This window comes from Humiphilus diazotrophicus (assembly GCF_059726315.1).
In genome coordinates this window covers 673,495-691,631 of record NZ_AP040870.1, presented here as the reverse complement: position 1 = coordinate 691,631, position 18,137 = coordinate 673,495, and the positions used below count along the sequence as shown (strand labels likewise).

Sequence of the window (18,137 nt, the reverse complement as noted above, 5' to 3'; positions counted from 1 at the left end):
AGTGAATCGAATTGCTGGTGAGGCTTCAGGAATACGACGTATCTAAACGATTCCCCGATAGGTCAGAAGACCGATAGCAGAGAAACGTTGCTCATACGAAACGCGGTGCATCCCAGACAATACAGGGATTTGTTGTACCTATCGCTACGCACAGCTGTTTCCCTCGAGCGATGGACAGAGATAATTAGCATTCTTTGGAGAAAGGCATTATGCAAGTCCAGAACATTTCCCGCATAGATATAGGCTCGCCGACGATAGAAAGGAGCAGCTTTCTTTCCACCCCAGCAAACCAAAGAGGGTTCGCCTGGGATCCGCTTTTAGCGGAAAGCTGCGTATGCTTTTGTTCTGGCCTTCATGTTGGAGGGAAAAGCTCTAGGCCGATGCACGTAAATTTCTTTGTGGTATCTGTGCAATTGCATCGGGCTCCAGGGGAAGAAAAATTCTGAAGATCGTTCCACTACGCGTTCCCTGGCGGCTGCGTACGCGTACTATTCCTTGATGCTTGTCCATGATTTCGCGGCTTACCCATAGGCCTAATCCTGTCCCCGTTGTTCCCTTCGTAGAGAAGAATGGTTCGAAGATATGAGAGAGGGTTGCCTTATCCATTCCAATTCCTGTATCGGAGACAGTAACAACAACACCGGGAATTTCGCTCTTCCATTGGTAGGTTTTGTGAGTCCGAAGAATCAGTCGGCCACCGGTGCTCTGCATAGCATCGAGTGCATTGCCGACGAAATTCGCCAGTACTTGACGTATCTCTCCGTCGTAAGCAAGGATTGTCGGAATCTTTCCATAGTCTTTCTTGATTTCAATGTTGAATGCGCGAGTCCTACCTTCGTAAAGCGCAAGCACTGTTTCCAGCAAGTCGTGGACATCGGTTCGCGCAGGCTTCGTATTTTGGCGGTAGAAGCGCAACGTTTGTGTGGTGATGTGTACAACTCTGTCCAACTCTCTTTGCGCTAATGACAGATATTGTTGTCCTGAATCATTAAGTCCACTCTTGCTCAGCAAATAAAGGCAGTTTGTGACTGCTTCTAGCGGGTTGTTAATTTCGTGTGCGATTGATGCTGCCAAACGTCCTGCTGCAGCCAGCTTTTCCGTGCGGCGAAGAACTTCGTGACTCTTCTTTTGTTCGGAGAGGTCGGCGAGAAATGCTGCAAGTTGTCGTTCTGTTTCCGGTGCTTCCGGATTGAGAATTGCTCCTCCGATTAGTACTGGAACAGGGGAGCCTCCTTTGCGCAGAAAGCTTACTTCCATTGGCTCAGGAAGGCCACTGAGCCAGAATGGGCGCCTTGCCATGGAAAGCCGACTACTCTCCTGTTCGGAAAGCATGCGCTCCAGCGTCACTGTGCCTTTTGCCAATTCTTCCATGGTGTAGCCCAGTAAGCGCTCGATTGCAGCATTGGCATAGAGAATCCGGCCGGAGTAGTCGCTGATGATCAGACCTACCGGCATAGATTCCACAAGACGATGGAAGCGTTGTTCACTCTTTTGCAGTGCTCGCTCCGCCTCTCGCTTGTGGCGGCGGCCGCGAGCTTCTGCCATCTCTCGTTCCAGAGCAGGGATTAAGCGAGCCAAATTCTGTTTGGAGATGTAGTCATGTGCTCCGGCGCGCATGGCTTCGACAGCGGTTTCTTCACTGACTGCTCCTGATAACACGATAAAGGGGATGTCAAAGCCCGCGGCTTTGAGAACCTTGAGCGCCTCCGGAGCGCTAAAGGAGGGCAGGTGATAGTCGGCCAAGATGGCATCCCAAGACTCCCCTGACTTGTTGAGCGAATCCAGCATCTCGGCCTCGGTCTCTACCCGTATGATTTCAGGGAGATAGCCGGCTCTGTTGAAATGCCGTTCAACAAGCAGTGCGTCGGACGTGTTGTCTTCGACCAGCAGAACCTTTAGGTGTCGTCCGGTCAGATCGTGCGAGGAGGACATTCGTTTAGAACCAGCCAGTACATGCCTAATTGCCGAGTTGCTTCGGCAAACTCGTTGAAATCCACAGGTTTACGGATATAGCTATTCACGCCCATTCGATAACTGCGCATGATGTCGCTTTCTTCATCCGAAGAAGTCAGAATTACCACAGGAAGCATTCGAGTGGAATCATTTTCGCGAATCCGCCTCAGTATCTCTAGTCCATCGACCTTTGGTAACTTGAGATCCAACAGCACAATCTGTGGGAGTGTCGTTAGCGCTGCCGGTCCTGAGCCGAAGAGCATTTCAATTGCCTCTTCGCCGTCGTGTGCTACAACTATCTCATTTGCGATCTTGGATTTACGAAGGGCTCGGATGGTGAGCGCTTCGTGATCCGGATCGTCCTCGACGAGGAGGATTTGTCTTGGAGCATCGGGCATCTTCAGAACCCTCCTATCCTAGAGTAAATCGAAAGGTGGCACCCTTACCGACTGCACCTTCTGCCGAGATATTTCCATGGTGTCTGCGGACAACTCTTGCTACCGTTGCCAGCCCGATTCCGGAGCCCTTAAAATCACGATCTCCATGAAGCCTCTGAAATGCCGTGAATAACTTATTGGAATACTGCATGTCAAAACCTGCTCCATTGTCGCGAATATAGAATTCGGCGGTTGATTTCTCTTGTCCAAACTCTATCTCGGCGACAGGCACATTGGATGTAAATTTCACAGCATTCCCGAAGAGATTTTCAAGAGCTACTCGTAATAACCGGATATCCCCTTCCGCCAGAAGATTGGGTTGAATCGTGAAATGGATCTTCCGCTCTGGATTTTGGGAGACCAAATCCGCCGATATCTCTTGTGCCAAGTCGGTCAAGTTTATCGTTTCCTTAATAATCTCTGCGCGCGTGATTCGGGACAGCTGCAAGAGTGCATCGATGAGTATACCCATCCTTTGCACTCCATTCCGGATACGACGCAGGTAATCTTGTGCCGTGTCGTCCAGCTTTTGACGATAATCCTCTTCCAGGGCCAGGCTGAAACCATCAATCGTTCTTAAAGGGGCTCTCAGATCATGGGAGACAGAGTAACTAAAGGCTTCCAGCTCTTTATTGGTTACCTCAAGTTCGGTGGTTCGTTGTCGAACACGCTTTTCAAGTTCAGTATTGAGTATGCGTACCTCTGCCGACCGTTCTTCCGACAATCTGCGTGCTCGCAACTCCGCTTCATATGCCTGCGCTCGATCCAGGGAGATGGCTATACGGTCGGCAACAAACGAAACAAGTTGTTTGTCCCGCTCTTCGAAGGCTTCGCCGCTTCTTCGTCCGGCAATAATTGCACCCAGAATCCGTCCTGAGACGTTTAGAGGTGCTACCAGGATGCTGTGCATCTCTTCACGAAAACCTTGGATCGGTAGTGTGAGGTGATCTTCTGGGGAGAGAATAACGATCTGGTTGGTTGTGACGGCGCGGTCGATAGGCCCTTGTTTGGTGATTCGGATTCGTTGCCCAGGGGAAAACCTAGCTCCCCGAACGGCATGAATTTCTACTTCGTCTCCATGCCACATACAGAGGATTGCAGCGTCGGCTTGGATGACATTGCAGACCCGGTCCATCAATTCATTGGTTAATTCGCGCGAGGTAAGTTGTGTCAGGGCGACATCATTGATGTTCTGAAGCTTTTCCAGTCGGTCTCGGGTGGCATCGGCCTCTTTGCGAAGCTGGTGCTCTCTAGCCAGGAAACGGAACATTACAAGAATAAGCAAAAGATTGAGACAAGCAGCTACGATAATGGTCGATTGAGTACTGCGTAGTGCACGCTCCGTGTCCCTGGATCGGATGGAAAGTAACCGGGTCTCTTCATCTTGCATTTTGCTGATGCTGGCGTGAACCCGGTCCATGACGATTTTGCCGCTCCGGCTCAGCTCGATTAACTGCCGGATCGTGGCTCCCGATCTTCTCGCTTTGATCGTCTGCTGAAGCAGATCGAACCGGTCGTTCAGGACAGCTTCCATCTCCGTTATGTTTTGTTGCTGAACAGGGTTGTCCTCAATAAGGATGCGCAATTCCTTGATTTCGTCAGGGACGAATTGGCGGGTCCTCTGGTATGCGGAAAGCGAGGGGTCTTCACCTGTCAGCAAAAAATCGCGAGTACTGCTCTCCGCCTCATTTAATGTTCCGGTAATGCTGTCGAGTTGACGTAAAACCTGCCACGTATGTGCAACTGCGTTCTGTGTATGAGTCAGCTGCCGTAATGATTGCAGAGCCATCCACGCGTTCAGCGCGATCAATACCACGGCTGCCGCGAGCAGAGTTCTGGTAACCGCCGCCGTCGCAATTCTCTTCATCTGCAATTTGCAATACTGGCAGGATAGATGCCATGTTTACGTAAACCGTTGCCTTTGAAGGATGTAGGGCCTATTACCTACTCAAGTTTGTACTTGGTTTCTGCCAGTCGGTACATTCTGCGCCAGATCAGTCTATTGGTTGTTACCACCATCAGCGCCATGATAATCGTGGCGAGTAGCAGAATAGGGAATTCGCCCGAGTCCGTGGCTGCGCTGATTTGTGCTCCGAGGCCGATTGTCTTGAGTGTCTGATCCTTCAGATGGAAGTATTCCGCAATAATGCTCGCATTCCAGGCGCCGCCAGAGGCTGTGATCAGGCCCGTGACCAGATAAGGGAATATCCCGGGAAGAATAAGAGTCTTCCACTTTTGCCATTCGGAGAAACGGAAGAGAGTAGCGACCTCTCGTAAGTCGGAAGGAATGGCCATCGTGCCGGCAATGACATTGAAGAGAATGTACCATTGCGTGCCGAGCAACATAAGGATGATCGCTCCTACTCCCAGGCCCCCACCCATTTTGATTAAGGCGAGAACCAAAATCGGGAAGAGTGCGGTGGCTGGAACCGAAGCCAAAACCTGGGCCAGAGGTTGGGCAATGCGCGCTAGCTTAGGATTCGATCCAATGGCGACTCCCACGGGAATTGTCCATGCAGAAGCGAGAGCCAAAGAAACAGCCACACGAAGGAAAGTTGCGCTGGCGCCGGCAAGGAGCATGAGAAAGTCATGCATGCTCACTTGACGAAGCGAAGCCAAGGAGTGAAATGCTGTGTAGATAACGCAGCAACCCGCCGCAACTCCAAGTATCGTCCAGAGAATCATCGCCAAACGGGTGTTTTCTTCTGCATCGAGTGGCTTGATTATGGATTTTCTTTTTGAGTATTTGAAACTTGAGTAGATCTTCTCGCTGAGTGGTGTAAGGGTGTGGCGAGAGACCATTGATAGAAAACGAGATTGACGAATGATCTCCAGAATCGGAGAGGTAATTCGGTCGCCACTTTCCGTCTGCTCAAATTTGAAGCGGTCAGACCAGGCAATAATTGGACGCCAGATCAGCTGGTCAGTGGCAACCACAATAAGGATCATCGTGACCAGTCCAGCCAACATGGCATGAATGTTCCCGGTAGATGCCGCCGTTTGCAGATAGGACCCCAGGCCCGGGAGACGAAAGTCACGCTTTCCCAAAACAAACATCTCGCAGGCGATCAGGAAAAACCAGCCTCCGGCTACCGACATGATCGAGTTCCAGATCAGGCCAATCGCCGCATAGGGCAGTTCCAGATGCCAGAAGCGCTGCCAGGCCGAAAATCTGTAGATACTGACGGCCTCACGTAATTCCCTCGGAATATTCTTGAGCGAAGAGTAAAAGCTGAAAGCGATATTCCAAACCTGCCCTGTGAAGATGAGCAGGATAGCTCCCATCTCAATACCAAGCTGCCTGGTCGGGAAGAGGGAAACCATCGCCAACATGACCCCAGGCAGAAAGCTCAGAACCGGAATAGACTGGAGCACGTCGAGAACGGCAACCATCAGAGGTTCGACCCGGCGGTTATAGGCGGCTATGTAGCCATATCCCACAGCGAAGATCAGACTCAGACAATAGGCAATGCAGATGCGCACTATCGAAAAGAACGCGTATCTGGGGAGCACCTTGATCGATTGTGAGATTTCTACCGCAGGAACCGGCCTCCCCATCCAATACTGCGTCATATGGACGATCGAGAAAAAGACAGCAAGAATCGCGATCGCCAAGCTTAAATCCGTAAGGAAAGACCGGCTGCTTACTGTAACGAACGCCCGCGGCAGGACGTAGCGAGGCTTCACTCGTTCTCTCCTTCGCTCAGAGTGGATACCTCCTCTTCCTCCGGCTCGGGCAGGAAGAAGCGCCGCCGTGCGGCATCGAAATCGAATAGCTCTGCATAACGGCCCCAGGTGACGGCAGTTTCCAACTGGCGCAAAGATTCGTCCTCGCTGAATTGCTCGTCGAGCATATCGAGGAAAAATTCTTCAGGAACGGTGTGATCGCTCTTGGTATTGAGCGCTCGGGTGATCTGCCGAAGCAGCAGCACGTGTTCTACCGCAGCTTCGCGGAAGAGTTCTTTCTGCCTTAGAATTTCCGATTCTGCGTATTGCTGACCCCCGGGAGTGATGGTCGCGTCACCTTCGTCGATCTTTAGGAAGCCAAGAAGCTGTGCTGCATCCACAATCGGGAGCAAATCGTCGATTTCGAATCCGAGATCGTGGGCCAGACGGTAAATGTCATCTTTACCACCTTTATCGATCAGCAGTTCCAGCAAGCCTGCAATGCCGCCAGGACGCGCATGGGGCAACATCTGGTAATGCATCTGGCGCTGATCGCGTACCGGACGTCCGGTCATCGGGTCTGGTGCAGCTGCGGGCACGATGTCCGGACGAGTCAAAACCTTGTATATGTAGTCGACCAGTTGGGTGAAGGCATCCGTCTTACGATCACGGGGTTGTGGAATCGTGACTCGAAAATCTGTGCGGATGTGGCCAGGATTCCTGCCTAGAACGATGATCCGGTCTGCCAGCAGGACGGCTTCTTCGATGTTGTGGGTAACCAGAAAGACACATTGGGTGGGCATGGTCTTCTTGGCCCAAAGTTCCAGCAGTTCACTGCGCAGATTTTCTGCCGTGAGGACATCGAGAGCGGAAAAGGGCTCGTCCATGAAGAGCACTTCCGGTTCGACCACCAGGGCACGGGCAAAGCCGACACGCTGGCGCATTCCTCCGGAGAGTTCTTTGGGAAAGGCTGCCTGGAATCCATCGAGGCCAACCGTGTCCAGGATTTTCAGGCTGCGCTCCCGGCGATCCTCCGGATCCATTCCGCGGGCCTTTAATGGAGCTTCAACATTTTCAAGAACCGTTAACCAGGGAAAGAGCGCAAAGCTTTGGAAAACAATGGAGACATTTGTCTCGGTTTGCGAGATGGGGCGTTCATGCCAAAAGACCTCCCCAGCTGAAGGCCGCGACAAGCCAGAGAGCATCCGCAGCAAGGTCGATTTGCCGGAACCGGAGGGACCTAGAAGAGCAACGATCTCTCCAGGTACAATGGACAAGTCGGTTGGAGCAATTACCTGGATGCGGTTTTCGCTTGGCTGAGCGTAATATTTTTCAACACGCTGCGCGCGGATGATTGGTTCCACCATAGGCATTCTCTCGCTGCAATGGGCTCGGTTAAATTTCCGGTTCCGTGGTATTTATGCCAACTGTGAGTCTTGAGTGCTGCTACTGAAGCAAGGCATCTGCTAAAGGAAGCGTATCATCATAAATTCGTTGTAGAGTGAATGCCTTGTATCATCTCCTATCGTGATTTTTTTGCGTTGGAGAAACAATCTCGTTGGAGAGAACTACAGAACGGTAAGTGAGTGAAGGAATGTCCGAAACCCAAAGTAAGCCAAAAGTTCTAGTCGCCGACGACGAGCGTGTTATTGCCGACACATTGGCCATCATTCTCAACCAGAGCGGCTTTGAGGCTACGGCCGTATATAGCGGGGAAAAGGCCGTTGAAACAGCCAAAACGCTCAAACCCGACATGCTTATCAGTGACGTCATTATGACTGATCTGAACGGCATCGACGCTGCTATCAAGATTCGTGCCCTGTTGCCTTCCTGTAAAATTCTGCTCTTTTCCGGTCAGGCTGCTACCGCTGATCTGTTGGAGCGGGCTCGTTCTCAGGGCCATGAATTCGAAATTCTAGCTAAGCCTGTTCATCCGCAAGATTTACTAGCACGTCTTCGTAGTTAAGCCCACTGGGCCCAAAGACATTCCCCTTATCCAGGACCGACGTTGGACAAAAAATAACACTCGGTTTCTGGTAAGGGAAGTGCCGTCGAAGGCCCGTCTACGTCTGCTTAAAATTAATAGAAGATCACAATTGCAGCACAACCGTGAGATCTGCGTGGGTTCGCGATGGACCTGTTGCGTCGGAAGAAATTTCTATTGAAGTTTCATAATTCGATACATAGCTAACCCCGTCTCATATTCAGGAAAGCTTTTTATCGGCAAGCGAGAAGGAGAGCAAAAAAATGCTGCCAGGCTAGTGGCGAAGGCCCGGCAGCAGGAAATGCTGAAGCAATAAATGGATCTTTGACGCGGATCTGTTTTTCGGTTGCTGGCTGAGTCGGAAGCCCTGGCACATATTGCTGTTCCTGATTTGTACTGCGCTTCCATCTGTTGCCGGTATTTTGATACCGGCAACAGATCCAGTTTTTGCATTCTCGATACAGCCTGCCCGCGCCAGCCTGAATATCCAGATGGTTGATGCGAAAGTTCTCAAGAGGAGCCTTCTGATAGGCATTGGCGGAGACTGCGTCTCTTTCGTCAGTTGCCTTGGGGACGTCATCTTACCTTACGATCATCCCCCTACTTCCAAGCTTCAGTTTTAGTTCCTTGGTGCGATACAGACAAATTTATCTCTGGAAACGCCAAGTTTTCCATGTGAGTGATTGTCAGGTATTTGTAGATATTTGAGGATATTTATATATGAATTTATTTCTCTATTGACTGCGATAGGGGAAATTTCATATGGTGCTAATCGCTTCTATAAAACGAAAAACTCTGTCGCAAAAATGCTCCGGTTTTGAGGATTAGGAAGCACTGCATTATCTGCCCGAAGGGATTGTGCCGTCAGCTTTGGATACAATCCCTGCTTTTTTCATGGAGCTGAGGTCCCGGGCTAGAAATCGCACGGGGAAGCGATAGCTGTAAATGGCTAGCGTTTCAATATGCAGAAACAGAGTATAGAACTGCTTTCTTGAAAGAAAGCGATGCAGCAGAACGTTAGAGTTGAGGGTGATTATGCAGCGGCGTAGTTTTTTGAAGGGCAGTTTTTGTGCGATAGGATTCCTTTCCGTAGCTCGTTCTGTGCCTGTTTGGGCACAAGGCCAGGAGAACAATAGTGCCCCTGCCTCGTTGGCGTTCAGCACCGATGATCCTGCACTCTCGAAGACATATCAGGCCGCTATGGATTGCCTTGCTGGAAATGTTCGTCTTCTGCATAAGTATTCGAAGCCGGTACTGATTGAAGGCAGTGTTTATCCGGGGATCTGGTTGGAGTGTGCTCCTCAGGAGGGTGAAGTTTATAGCCTGATTCGCCCCGACATCGGCAAAAACAATCACATGGCTTTCTTCGATCTGCAACGGGAAGACGGATACCTTCCTTGCAGCATCAAGATGGATACGATTGGCTATGGTCAACTGCAACTCGTAGTTCCTCCGGCAGCTACCGCCTATGAACTGGCTACACGCATTGGAGATCAGGAACTGCTGGAAGCTGCTTATCGCGCTTGCAGCCGTTACGACGCATGGCTAATGCAGTATCGCAATACGCGCGGTACAGGATTGGTAGAAGGCTTCTGCACCTACGATACGGGCCATGACAATAGTCCTCGCTGGAAGGGAATTCCGAATCGTTGTCCGGATGCAGATGCCCGTAAGTGCCCGGACCTTCCCGGTATGCCTTGGCTGGCCCCCGATCTTTCAGCCTCGGTTTATGGGGGCAGGGTAGCGTTGGCGAAGATTGCGAAGGCCTTGGGGAAGACAAAGGAAGCCGATCGTTGGACAGAAGCGGCGAACAAGATTCAGAAGCTTATTCTGGATCGGCTGTACAGTCCCGAAGACGGCAGTTTCTACGATCTGGATACGCAGAACAAGTTCATCCGGGTTCGCGGCGATGTAATCTCTCGCGTTTTGAGTGAGCATCTCGTTGACCAGAAGACCTTCGAAGATATTTACAAGAAGCAGATTCACAACCCGATGGCTTTCTGGGCTCCATATCCTCTGACCTCCATTGCCCTCGATGATCCAGCTTTTGTTCGCCCCATTCCTCGCAACTCTTGGGGTGGTGCTACCCAGGCTTTGACAGCTCTTCGTGCACCACGCTGGATGGAGTACTATGGCAGGCCGGCTGATCTTGGCCAGATGATGCAGAAGTGGGTTGAAGCAATCAGCCGTCATACTGAGTTCCGGCAGCAGATGGATCCGCTTACCGGAGACTTTACTCAGACAGATCCGAGTGGGTATTCACCAGCGGCGCTCGTGTTCTTCGATTACATGTGGCGCCTGTCAGGTGTACGTCGCGAAGGCCAGCAATTGGAGTGGAATGTTCGCACTCCTGCGGCAGGAAAGTCGAACTATTCAATTCAGCTGCCGAGCGGTTCGGCTGCAATCGAGTATAAGGACCAGCAGGCCTCACTAAAGCTAAATGGCAAGCCCTTGGCCACGGTAAAGGGTACGGTGCGCCTTGTAACTGATTTGAATGGTAAATTGCAGGAGTTTGTCGGTATCAGTCTGAAGGATGATACGGCTGTAGTGCACTTCGTAGATGGAAAGCAGCGCACAGTGCAGACGAGGCCTAACGAGAAGCAGAAGGCTTAGTTCAAATTCAGGGGGAAAGCCTGCCATCTTTGGAAAATCTTAGGGAAATTCTGGATGGTGGGCTTTTATATCTCTTGAACCCTGATCTTCAACACTGCCGCCGATGATACGGCGGCAGTGCTGTTTGTGACTGGTAGGCAGATCGGGAGCAAAGATTTGTTGAAGACTTTGCTCTGAAGCTTCAGAGTGTGTCGCTTAGTTTGTTACTTCCTTTACCTGATTCTGAAAACGTAGGCACAGTCATTTGGCTTCTGTTTGGGGAGTGTAATACTCAGCCCCCGCTCATCGCGTTTAAACGGAAGTGCTCCCTCCTGACCGAGCAATTCAACCCTTTGAATCGGAGTTGGGCGTTCTTTGCTTCCCTGTGCGAGAGTTTTGATGGTAAGCGACCCGCTCTCAGGCCAGCCGAGTGCGATTGCATACAGCGCATCCTTTTTCTGTGTGAAGCGAATGTCTTCTGCAGTAAAGGCTCGGGCGCCGTTCTCATTAAAGTTGGATGAGTTCTGCACATCCGGTAGTCCTTCGCCATAAACGGCAAAAGGCCGTGTCTCAAAGATGGCTTCGCCGTTCACTTGCATCCATGAGGCCATATCGTTCAAGAATTTGTGTTCATCCTCATCGATTGAGCCGTCGCCGCGCACAGGAACGCTGAGCAGCAGGTTACCGTTTTTGCTTACTATGTCAGCTAGCGATTGGATTACATGACGCGCTGTCTTATATCGGTGCTCTTCGAAGATCTTGCGGTCATAATGCCAGTCTCCGATGCAGGTATCCGTTTGCCATGGTTCGGGAAGAATTCCTTTCGCTCGTCCGCGCTCGATATCGAGAACCGTTGCGCCAAGGTGCTCGGGCGAGAACTGCTTTGCAAAAACTGCTACCTGAAGCTTTCCATTACGATGAATGCTGCTGTTGTAGTAATGTGCCGTGATATCCAGTCCTGCCTGGCCTAAAGGTAATTCCGTGTTGTCGAAATAGAGCATGTCAGGCTCGTAACGATCCAGCAGATCCTGGCAGCGTAAGTACCACTTCTCTACAAATGCGGGATTATTGGCAGGCGGTAATTCCGTCCACTCGCGATCATGATGCTCATGCCAGTCGTTAGCCTCTTTTATCGTTTTTATGCCATCGGGCATGACCATATTGGGCCCGGTGTAAAGCTCTTGTGGATCGAGTCCATCCCACCACTTTCCCTTGCCGTCTGCCTTCGTCAGCTTATAGGCGTCATACCGCACGCCAGCGAGAGGCCCTTCCGGATCGTATCCGTATGCAGTTTGCAGCCAGTGCCATGCATGGGCCGAATGATTGCTAACCCCAAAGCGCAGCCCAAATTCACGAGCGACCTTTGCCCACGTCCCGACAATGTCCTTCTTGGGACCAATACGTACCGAGTTCCAGTTGTGATAACGGGAATCGTAACAGTCAAAGTTGTCGTGATGATTGGCCAGACTCATGAAGTATTTAGCTCCGGCTTTTACGTACAGATCCATGAGCTCATAAGGTTTCCAATTTTCCGCCTTCCATAGATTATCGATTTCCATGAAGCCGGTTTTTGAGGGGTGGCCGTAATGCTTTAGATGATGATCGTAGGAGCTGTCGCCCTGGAGGTACATTCTTCGCGCATACCAATCCCCAGCTTCAGGAACGCATTGAGGGCTCCAGTGTGCCCATATTCCGAACTTAGCATCACGAAACCAGGATGGTGTTTTGTAGTGCTTGAGAGATTCCCATGTGGGAGAGAATGGGCCTGGAGCGATTGTCCTCTTACTTGTGGTGGCTGACCCTACCAAGGAGGAACCAAAAAGGTTTCTAGCTTTCAGGGCCGCTGTTGCCAGGGCGGCCTGCTGCAATAGATGACGTCGTGTGATTTTCATGCTGTGCTCCGCTTTTCTCTAGATCCATTGGGGCCCAAAGACCACATACGTTGGGAGCCCTATCCGCGAGAGACCTCTTACAACTTTTCATCGGATGGGTTAAATACCTTGCTGTTGTGACATCAAGACGGATTCGCCACGTGAGATTAAATTACAGATGCTCAGCGGCACCGAGAATGCTTGTGTTGGTATAAGGCATCCTGCTCCGCGATGTGGCTCAGGATGCCTTATGTATCGATCAGGGAGATACGGACTCTTTACTTCAATTCCTCATCGAAGCAGACGGCTACTTTTCCGCACTTGCCGCTAGCCATCAGGGCATATGCTTCATCTGCCTTGTCGATCGAAAAACGGTGGGTAATGATGTCAGCCGGATGCAGTCCCCAGCGGGCCAGGCGTTCGACCAGTTCTTCCATCAACCAGGTCGATGTTACCCAGGAGCCATAGATAGTTTTCTGGTCATGGATGATGTCGGGAGAAGGATTGAAGCTCACTGTTCCTCCTTCACCGATCATGACCATCTTTCCCCATTTCCGGGTAGCGCGGATTGCGGTAGCGCGAGCTTCGGCATTTGCTGAGCAATCGACAGCACGCTCGACGCCGTTGCCACCTGTTAATGCCTTAACCTCGGCAACATTGTTTGGACCGGAAGCCAGGACGTTATCGCAGAGACCCAATTTTAGCGCCAGGTCCATACGCTCCTTCGAGATATCGATGCCGATGATCTTTGGGGCTCCAAGCTTGCGGCAGAGCGCTCCGGCAGCTAGTCCGACTGGTCCGAGGCCCGTGATCAGAACTGTGTCGTTGCCGCTGATACCAATCTTTTCCAGCCCTTCATAAACTGTGCCGAAGCCGCAGGCAACCTGTGCGCCATCGGCATAGGTCAGACTATCGGGCAGGGCAATCAGGTCTTTCTCTTCGGCGATCATGTACGGGGCCATTCCGCCATCTCTCTGCCAGCCATAGGCGCGCCGGTATTCGGCGCTGGTGCAGGAGATCATGTATCCACGGCGGCAATCATTGCAGACTCCGCATCCGGAGATGTGATAAACGATGACTCGATCGTTGGGCTTGAATCTCCGGCAGCCCGGTCCTACTTTTACGATTTGTCCTGCAGGTTCGTGTCCGGCGATTACTCCCTGGTATCCCTCCGGTCCCTTACCTAAATGCTCGTGATAAATGCAACGGATATCGGACCCGCAGATTGTGGATGCTTTCACCCGGATCAAGACTTCTCCATGTCCTGGAGTCGGAACCGGCACTTCACGAAACTCTACTGTGCTATTGCCTGGCAGATATGCTGCCTTCATCATTTCACTCATTTCAAAAATCCTTCGTAAGGTTATGGTTTCCCGGAACAAGGCATTGCGATGCTTGTACACCCTCCATTAGGGAGGTGTGATCTCTCCGTGAATATCCCAAAGATCTTCCCAGGACTGGCCTTCTTTCCATAGGAAGACCTGGCCCTTGATCAGCCGGCAGTTACGATCAATCTTTCGGATCTCTTCCATTTCTGCTGCTGTGAGAGGTTCACTGATGCTTCCTTGTAAATTAGCAAGATAGTTACGTCGAGTGACAGAGAAGGGAATGGGGGTTTGCCCTCGCTGGATTGCCCACTTAATACAGACAACTGCAGGGTGCACTCCAAGCCGCTCTGCAATTTTGAGGATCACAGGGTCCTGTGTCGGGACGGTGTCTTCAGGAGTACGATCCCGTTCGGGACGAGCTGGCGATCCAATTGGTGAGTAGCCTATCGGCTGGATTCCGTTCTCGCAGACGAATTGAAAGAGTTCTGGTTGCTGAAAATGGGGATGTAACTCCATCTCATTTACCGCCGGCTTGATCCTGGCATCTCTGAGTACCAGTTTGAGCTTGGGAACGGTCATGTTGGAGGTGCCAATATGACGAACTAAGCCCATATCGACCAATTGCTCCATCTTGCGCCAGGTCTTCATGAAGTTTTCATGGATATAAGGCTTGGCGTGATTGCTGCGAGAGCTCACATCGCAACCCGGTGGATGATGGTTGGGAAATGGCCAGTGCACCAGGTAGAGATCAAGATACTTCAGCCTCAGGTCTGCTATGGACTTCTGACAGGAGGCGATCACATCGTCTTCCCCATGTTTGTCATTCCATAGCTTTGAGGTCACCCAAAGCTCTTCTCTCTTGAGTCCATTTTCTTGGATCTGTTGCAGAGAAGCGCCTATTTCGGCTTCATTGCTGTAGACAGAGGCACAGTCAAAATGCCGGTATCCGGCGGCTGCTGCACAGCAGACTGCCTCGGCCACTTGCTGAGCAGTGATGTGGTCCGATCCGAAGGTACCAAGGCCAATTCCGGGCATCTTGGCGCCGGTATATAAAGTCCGCTGAGGAACAAGAACCGGATCGATTCCGTCCTCAGCTGGCTGCCAGCGCACTGGTTGTTTTTCCATACACCACCTTAGAACTTCTTAAAGTTATCGATTACTTAGAGAAGGTATAGCGTACTTTTGAGAAGCAGCACTGTCAACAACTCTCTGCATCGATTTTCCATTTCAGGAGGAGGGGGAGAGGTCTGAAGGTATCTAAGTTGAGCCGATTTTGGCGGCGCAAGAACTGAATAGGGCTCCTGAAGGGAATTGGGGTGCTACGATGTTGTGTAATTAATGCGTGATTGTCTCCTTGATAGCGGCCGTTTCCCCGATGGCTTATGGTAAGTCTGCGAACGTCGTTGGCATGCCAAGCTCCTCTTTCATCGTAAAGATGGAAGTGGATTCTTTCGGTAAGAAGACGGCTGCTGCTGAATTTTTAGAGACGAAGATGTTGAAAGTCACGTTCGAGGAGATGCGAAAAGCATGGCTGCCCGCATGAAGGATATCGCCCAGGATCTTGGGTTGTCCGTCGTTACAATTTCGAAGGTCCTCCGTAATCATCCCGATATCAGTGAAGAAACGCGCAAGCGCGTACTGAAAAGGATGAAGGAGCTGAAGTATCAGCCAAATTTTGCAGCTCGAACGCTGATTACAGGGCGCACCTGGACGATCGGCCTTGTTGTCCCCGACCTGCTACATCCCTTCTTTGCTTTGGTGGCAAAGGCTCTCTCGGCGGGAATTCGCAAGCAGGGATATAGCTTGATTCTTGCTTCTTCGGAAGAAGATCCGGAACTGGAGAAGCAGGAAATCGAGCAGTTGCTTGCCCGACAGGTCGACGTCATGCTGATTGCCTCCTCGCAGGCGGGTGTCGAAAGCTTCGAAATGATTGAAGAGCGCGAGGTTCCTTATATACTCCTGGACCGCCGTTTCGAGGGCTTGGACGCCAATTTTGTCGGAGTCGATGACAAGGCTGTCGGGCATCTTGCAACCACGCATCTGATCGAACAGGGATGCAAGCGGATTGCACATATCTGTGGTCCAAAGGTCAGTACCGCTCTCGGCCGTATTGACGGATACAAGCAGGCCCTTGCCGATCACCAGATGAAGGCTATTCCTGGTTACATCGTTTCTGCTGGAAAATCGGGAGACGATCGTGGCGATAAGGCCGGCTACGATTCCACCATGAAGCTACTGGAAGGGAAGAATCGTCCTGACGGCATCTTTTGCTTTAACGATCCCATCGCGCTCGGCACCATGCGTGCAATTCTTGACTCCGGCTTGCGAATTCCGGAAGACATTGCCGTAGTTGGCTGCGGTAATCTCCTCTACTCCGATTTCCTGCGAATTCCACTTTCGACGATTGATCAGAACAGTGAATTGATCGGCGACCGGGCGGCGAAACTTGCACTCTCTTTGGCTATGGCTAAGGGCGAGGTTCGTCCGAGGAATGAGCAGATCAGCCCTCAACTTGTGGCACGTGCATCTAGCTTGCGCCACAAAGTCTCTGAGAAAAAAGGCTGAATCGAGTTCGAAATCCCTCGCAAAATCGAGAAGATTGCGAGAACTGTTGACAGTGTCCTTATCGAAAAAGTAGGCTGTACCGTCGATAGTTAGCGTTTACTTTACGACCCTGAGATTGGGATGGGGAAGGGCACACGTGTTGATAGCCAGAGGATGACGGAACGTATTTCATCTTCCGTCTTTTCGCAACCGTTCAATAACGGCTCTGCAGATGTCAGGTCCTGGCCTGAGTTGTGTTCCTATTTCCCAAAACAAATTGCAGTTGTTAGGTCGACGCGAAGAGTAGAGACACGGGATTATCTTCCCAGCTGCCAATTCAGAGCCAGATGGCCGAAGACAAATTCCTTAATGTGCCGTCAATACCTACAGAGACAATTACAAATTCAGTCATAGCGATCGGACCTTATGCAGACCTACATTTCTTCATCCGGGACCAAGACAGCTGATAAGGCTGCCGGACCATTTCTCCAACCCGGAGCTCTGGTCCCCTTTCTTTTGGTAACTGCTCTTTTCTTTTTGTGGGGTATTCCCAACAACCTGAACGATGTGCTCATTCGCCAGTTTATGAAGTCCTTCGCTCTAGGGCGAATGCAGGCAGGACTGGTGCAGTCGGCTTTCTACCTTGGATATTTCACGATCGCTATTCCCGCTGCCCTGGTGATGCGTAAGGCTGGATACAAAGCTGGAATGATCATAGGTCTGCTGCTATTCGGAACAGGCTCAGCTTTGTTTCTTCCCGCCGCATACATGAATCGCTATGGTTTCTTTCTGTTCGCGTTGTTTGTGATTGCCAGCGGCCTCTCGTTTCTGGAAACTGCGGCCAATCCCTTTATTGCGCAATTGGGTGACCCGGCGCGCTCCGAACAACGGCTGAATCTCTCTCAAGCCTTCAATCCCCTGGGCGCAATCTCCGGCGTAATCTGTGGAACGATCTTTGTCTTCTCCGGAATCGAACCATCGTCGGCACAGATTGCAGTGATGAAGGCTGCTGGAACATATCAGTCGTTTCTGAAGAGTGAGACTATCCGGGTTGTAAATCCTTATTTGGTTCTGGCGGCGATTGCTTTCCTCTGGGCGATTCTTCTGGCTTTCGCGAAGTTTCCTGTGCTGGCAGGTGAAGCAGAAGAAGACTCCGATACTCTTGGCGATCAATTTCGGACTCTGAGTCGCAAACCGCAATTCTTGCTGGCTATTCTTGCACAGTTCTTGTATGTAGGCGCACAGGTTGGTACCTGGAGTTACTTCATCCAATACATTCAGGAGTATGCGCATTTTCCTGAGAAGCTTGCCGGCTATTATCTGAGCGGAACTTTAGGAGCGTTTCTTGTCGGACGTTCTGGATCGGCATTCCTGATGCGCTATGTTCGTCCAGGCCTTTTGATGACAATTTACAGTGCCGTGAATATGGGGTTGATCTGCATTGCGGTACTTCATCCCAGCAAGATAGGCGTATGGTGCATCTTCGCAACGAGCTTCTTTATGTCTGTGATGTATCCGACGATCTTCGCTGTGGGGATTAAGGGGCTGGGATCGGCGACGAAGCTGGGTGGTTCTTTGCTGGTCATGTCGATTGTTGGCGGTGCGGTGCTGACTCCTTTGATGGGATTTCTTTCCGAAAAGAGTCACGGAGTAGCAATTGCGTATATGGTGCCTTTCTTCTGCTACCTCTGCGTTGCCTTGTATGGATGGATAAGCTTGAAGCAAAATACAGCAGAGCAAGAAATATAGGCTGTTCCCGCAT

Annotated in this window: 13 protein-coding genes; 4 read left to right on the top strand and 9 right to left on the bottom strand. The window is 51.1% G+C overall.

Annotated features, from left to right (window positions below; all coding sequences use genetic code 11):
• Positions 1 to 372: 372 nt before the first annotated feature.
• From AC6I7T_RS04450 to AC6I7T_RS04430, 5 genes are all read right to left on the bottom strand, one after another.
• The gene (locus tag AC6I7T_RS04450; RefSeq protein WP_497792108.1) at positions 373 to 1,932 is read right to left on the bottom strand and encodes a two-component system sensor histidine kinase NtrB; all 1,560 of its coding nucleotides are present in this window, start codon (positions 1,930 to 1,932) and stop codon (positions 373 to 375) included.
• Positions 1,911 to 2,351, bottom strand: a complete 441-nt coding sequence (locus tag AC6I7T_RS04445) for a response regulator (protein WP_497792107.1) — start codon at positions 2,349 to 2,351, stop codon at positions 1,911 to 1,913. Before AC6I7T_RS04445 ends, AC6I7T_RS04450 begins: the two co-directional genes overlap by 22 nt.
• Before the next feature lie 13 nt (positions 2,352 to 2,364).
• A complete protein-coding gene (locus AC6I7T_RS04440) occupies positions 2,365 to 4,257 on the bottom strand; it encodes a sensor histidine kinase (protein ID WP_497792106.1) in 1,893 nt (630 codons plus the stop codon).
• A gap of 77 nt (positions 4,258 to 4,334) precedes the next feature.
• Complete coding sequence (locus tag AC6I7T_RS04435) at positions 4,335 to 6,077, bottom strand: ABC transporter permease (protein ID WP_497792105.1); 1,743 nt, start codon at positions 6,075 to 6,077, stop codon at positions 4,335 to 4,337.
• A complete protein-coding gene (locus AC6I7T_RS04430) occupies positions 6,074 to 7,423 on the bottom strand; it encodes an ABC transporter ATP-binding protein (RefSeq protein WP_497792104.1) in 1,350 nt (449 codons plus the stop codon). Before AC6I7T_RS04430 ends, AC6I7T_RS04435 begins: the two co-directional genes overlap by 4 nt.
• A 227-nt stretch (positions 7,424 to 7,650) precedes the next feature.
• Here AC6I7T_RS04430 and AC6I7T_RS04425 point away from each other — a divergent pair, with 227 nt between their 5' ends.
• Entirely contained in the window at positions 7,651 to 8,022 is a 372-nt protein-coding gene (locus AC6I7T_RS04425; RefSeq protein ID WP_497792103.1) for a response regulator, read from the top strand.
• A gap of 192 nt (positions 8,023 to 8,214) precedes the next feature.
• On the opposite strand, the gene AC6I7T_RS04420 is transcribed toward AC6I7T_RS04425, so the two are convergent.
• The gene (locus AC6I7T_RS04420; RefSeq protein WP_497792102.1) at positions 8,215 to 8,493 is read right to left on the bottom strand and encodes a hypothetical protein; all 279 of its coding nucleotides are present in this window, start codon (positions 8,491 to 8,493) and stop codon (positions 8,215 to 8,217) included.
• 582 nt (positions 8,494 to 9,075) lie between these two features.
• On the opposite strand from AC6I7T_RS04420, the gene AC6I7T_RS04415 reads away from it, so the two are divergent.
• Positions 9,076 to 10,653 carry an MGH1-like glycoside hydrolase domain-containing protein gene (locus AC6I7T_RS04415; RefSeq protein WP_497792101.1) on the top strand — a complete coding sequence of 526 codons (1,578 nt, stop codon included), beginning with the start codon at positions 9,076 to 9,078 and terminating at the stop codon, positions 10,651 to 10,653.
• 212 nt (positions 10,654 to 10,865) lie between these two features.
• On the opposite strand, the gene AC6I7T_RS04410 is transcribed toward AC6I7T_RS04415, so the two are convergent.
• The 3 genes from AC6I7T_RS04410 to AC6I7T_RS04400 form a co-directional block, all read right to left on the bottom strand.
• Positions 10,866 to 12,524, bottom strand: a complete 1,659-nt coding sequence (locus AC6I7T_RS04410; RefSeq protein ID WP_497792100.1) for an alpha-L-fucosidase — start codon at positions 12,522 to 12,524, stop codon at positions 10,866 to 10,868.
• Positions 12,525 to 12,781: 257 nt separating this feature from the next.
• The gene (locus AC6I7T_RS04405; protein WP_497792099.1) at positions 12,782 to 13,846 is read right to left on the bottom strand and encodes a zinc-dependent alcohol dehydrogenase family protein; all 1,065 of its coding nucleotides are present in this window, start codon (positions 13,844 to 13,846) and stop codon (positions 12,782 to 12,784) included.
• 66 nt (positions 13,847 to 13,912) lie between these two features.
• A complete protein-coding gene (locus AC6I7T_RS04400; protein WP_497792098.1) occupies positions 13,913 to 14,956 on the bottom strand; it encodes an aldo/keto reductase in 1,044 nt (347 codons plus the stop codon).
• Positions 14,957 to 15,358: 402 nt separating this feature from the next.
• Between AC6I7T_RS04400 and AC6I7T_RS04395 the strand changes: the two genes are divergently transcribed.
• Together AC6I7T_RS04395 and fucP are read left to right on the top strand one after the other, a co-directional pair.
• A complete protein-coding gene (locus AC6I7T_RS04395) occupies positions 15,359 to 16,396 on the top strand; it encodes a LacI family DNA-binding transcriptional regulator (protein WP_497792097.1) in 1,038 nt (345 codons plus the stop codon).
• Positions 16,397 to 16,801: 405 nt separating this feature from the next.
• Positions 16,802 to 18,124: an L-fucose:H+ symporter permease gene (gene fucP / locus AC6I7T_RS04390; protein WP_497792096.1), complete on the top strand. Its 1,323-nt coding sequence runs from the start codon at positions 16,802 to 16,804 to the stop codon at positions 18,122 to 18,124.
• The last annotated feature ends 13 nt before the right edge of the window (positions 18,125 to 18,137 follow it).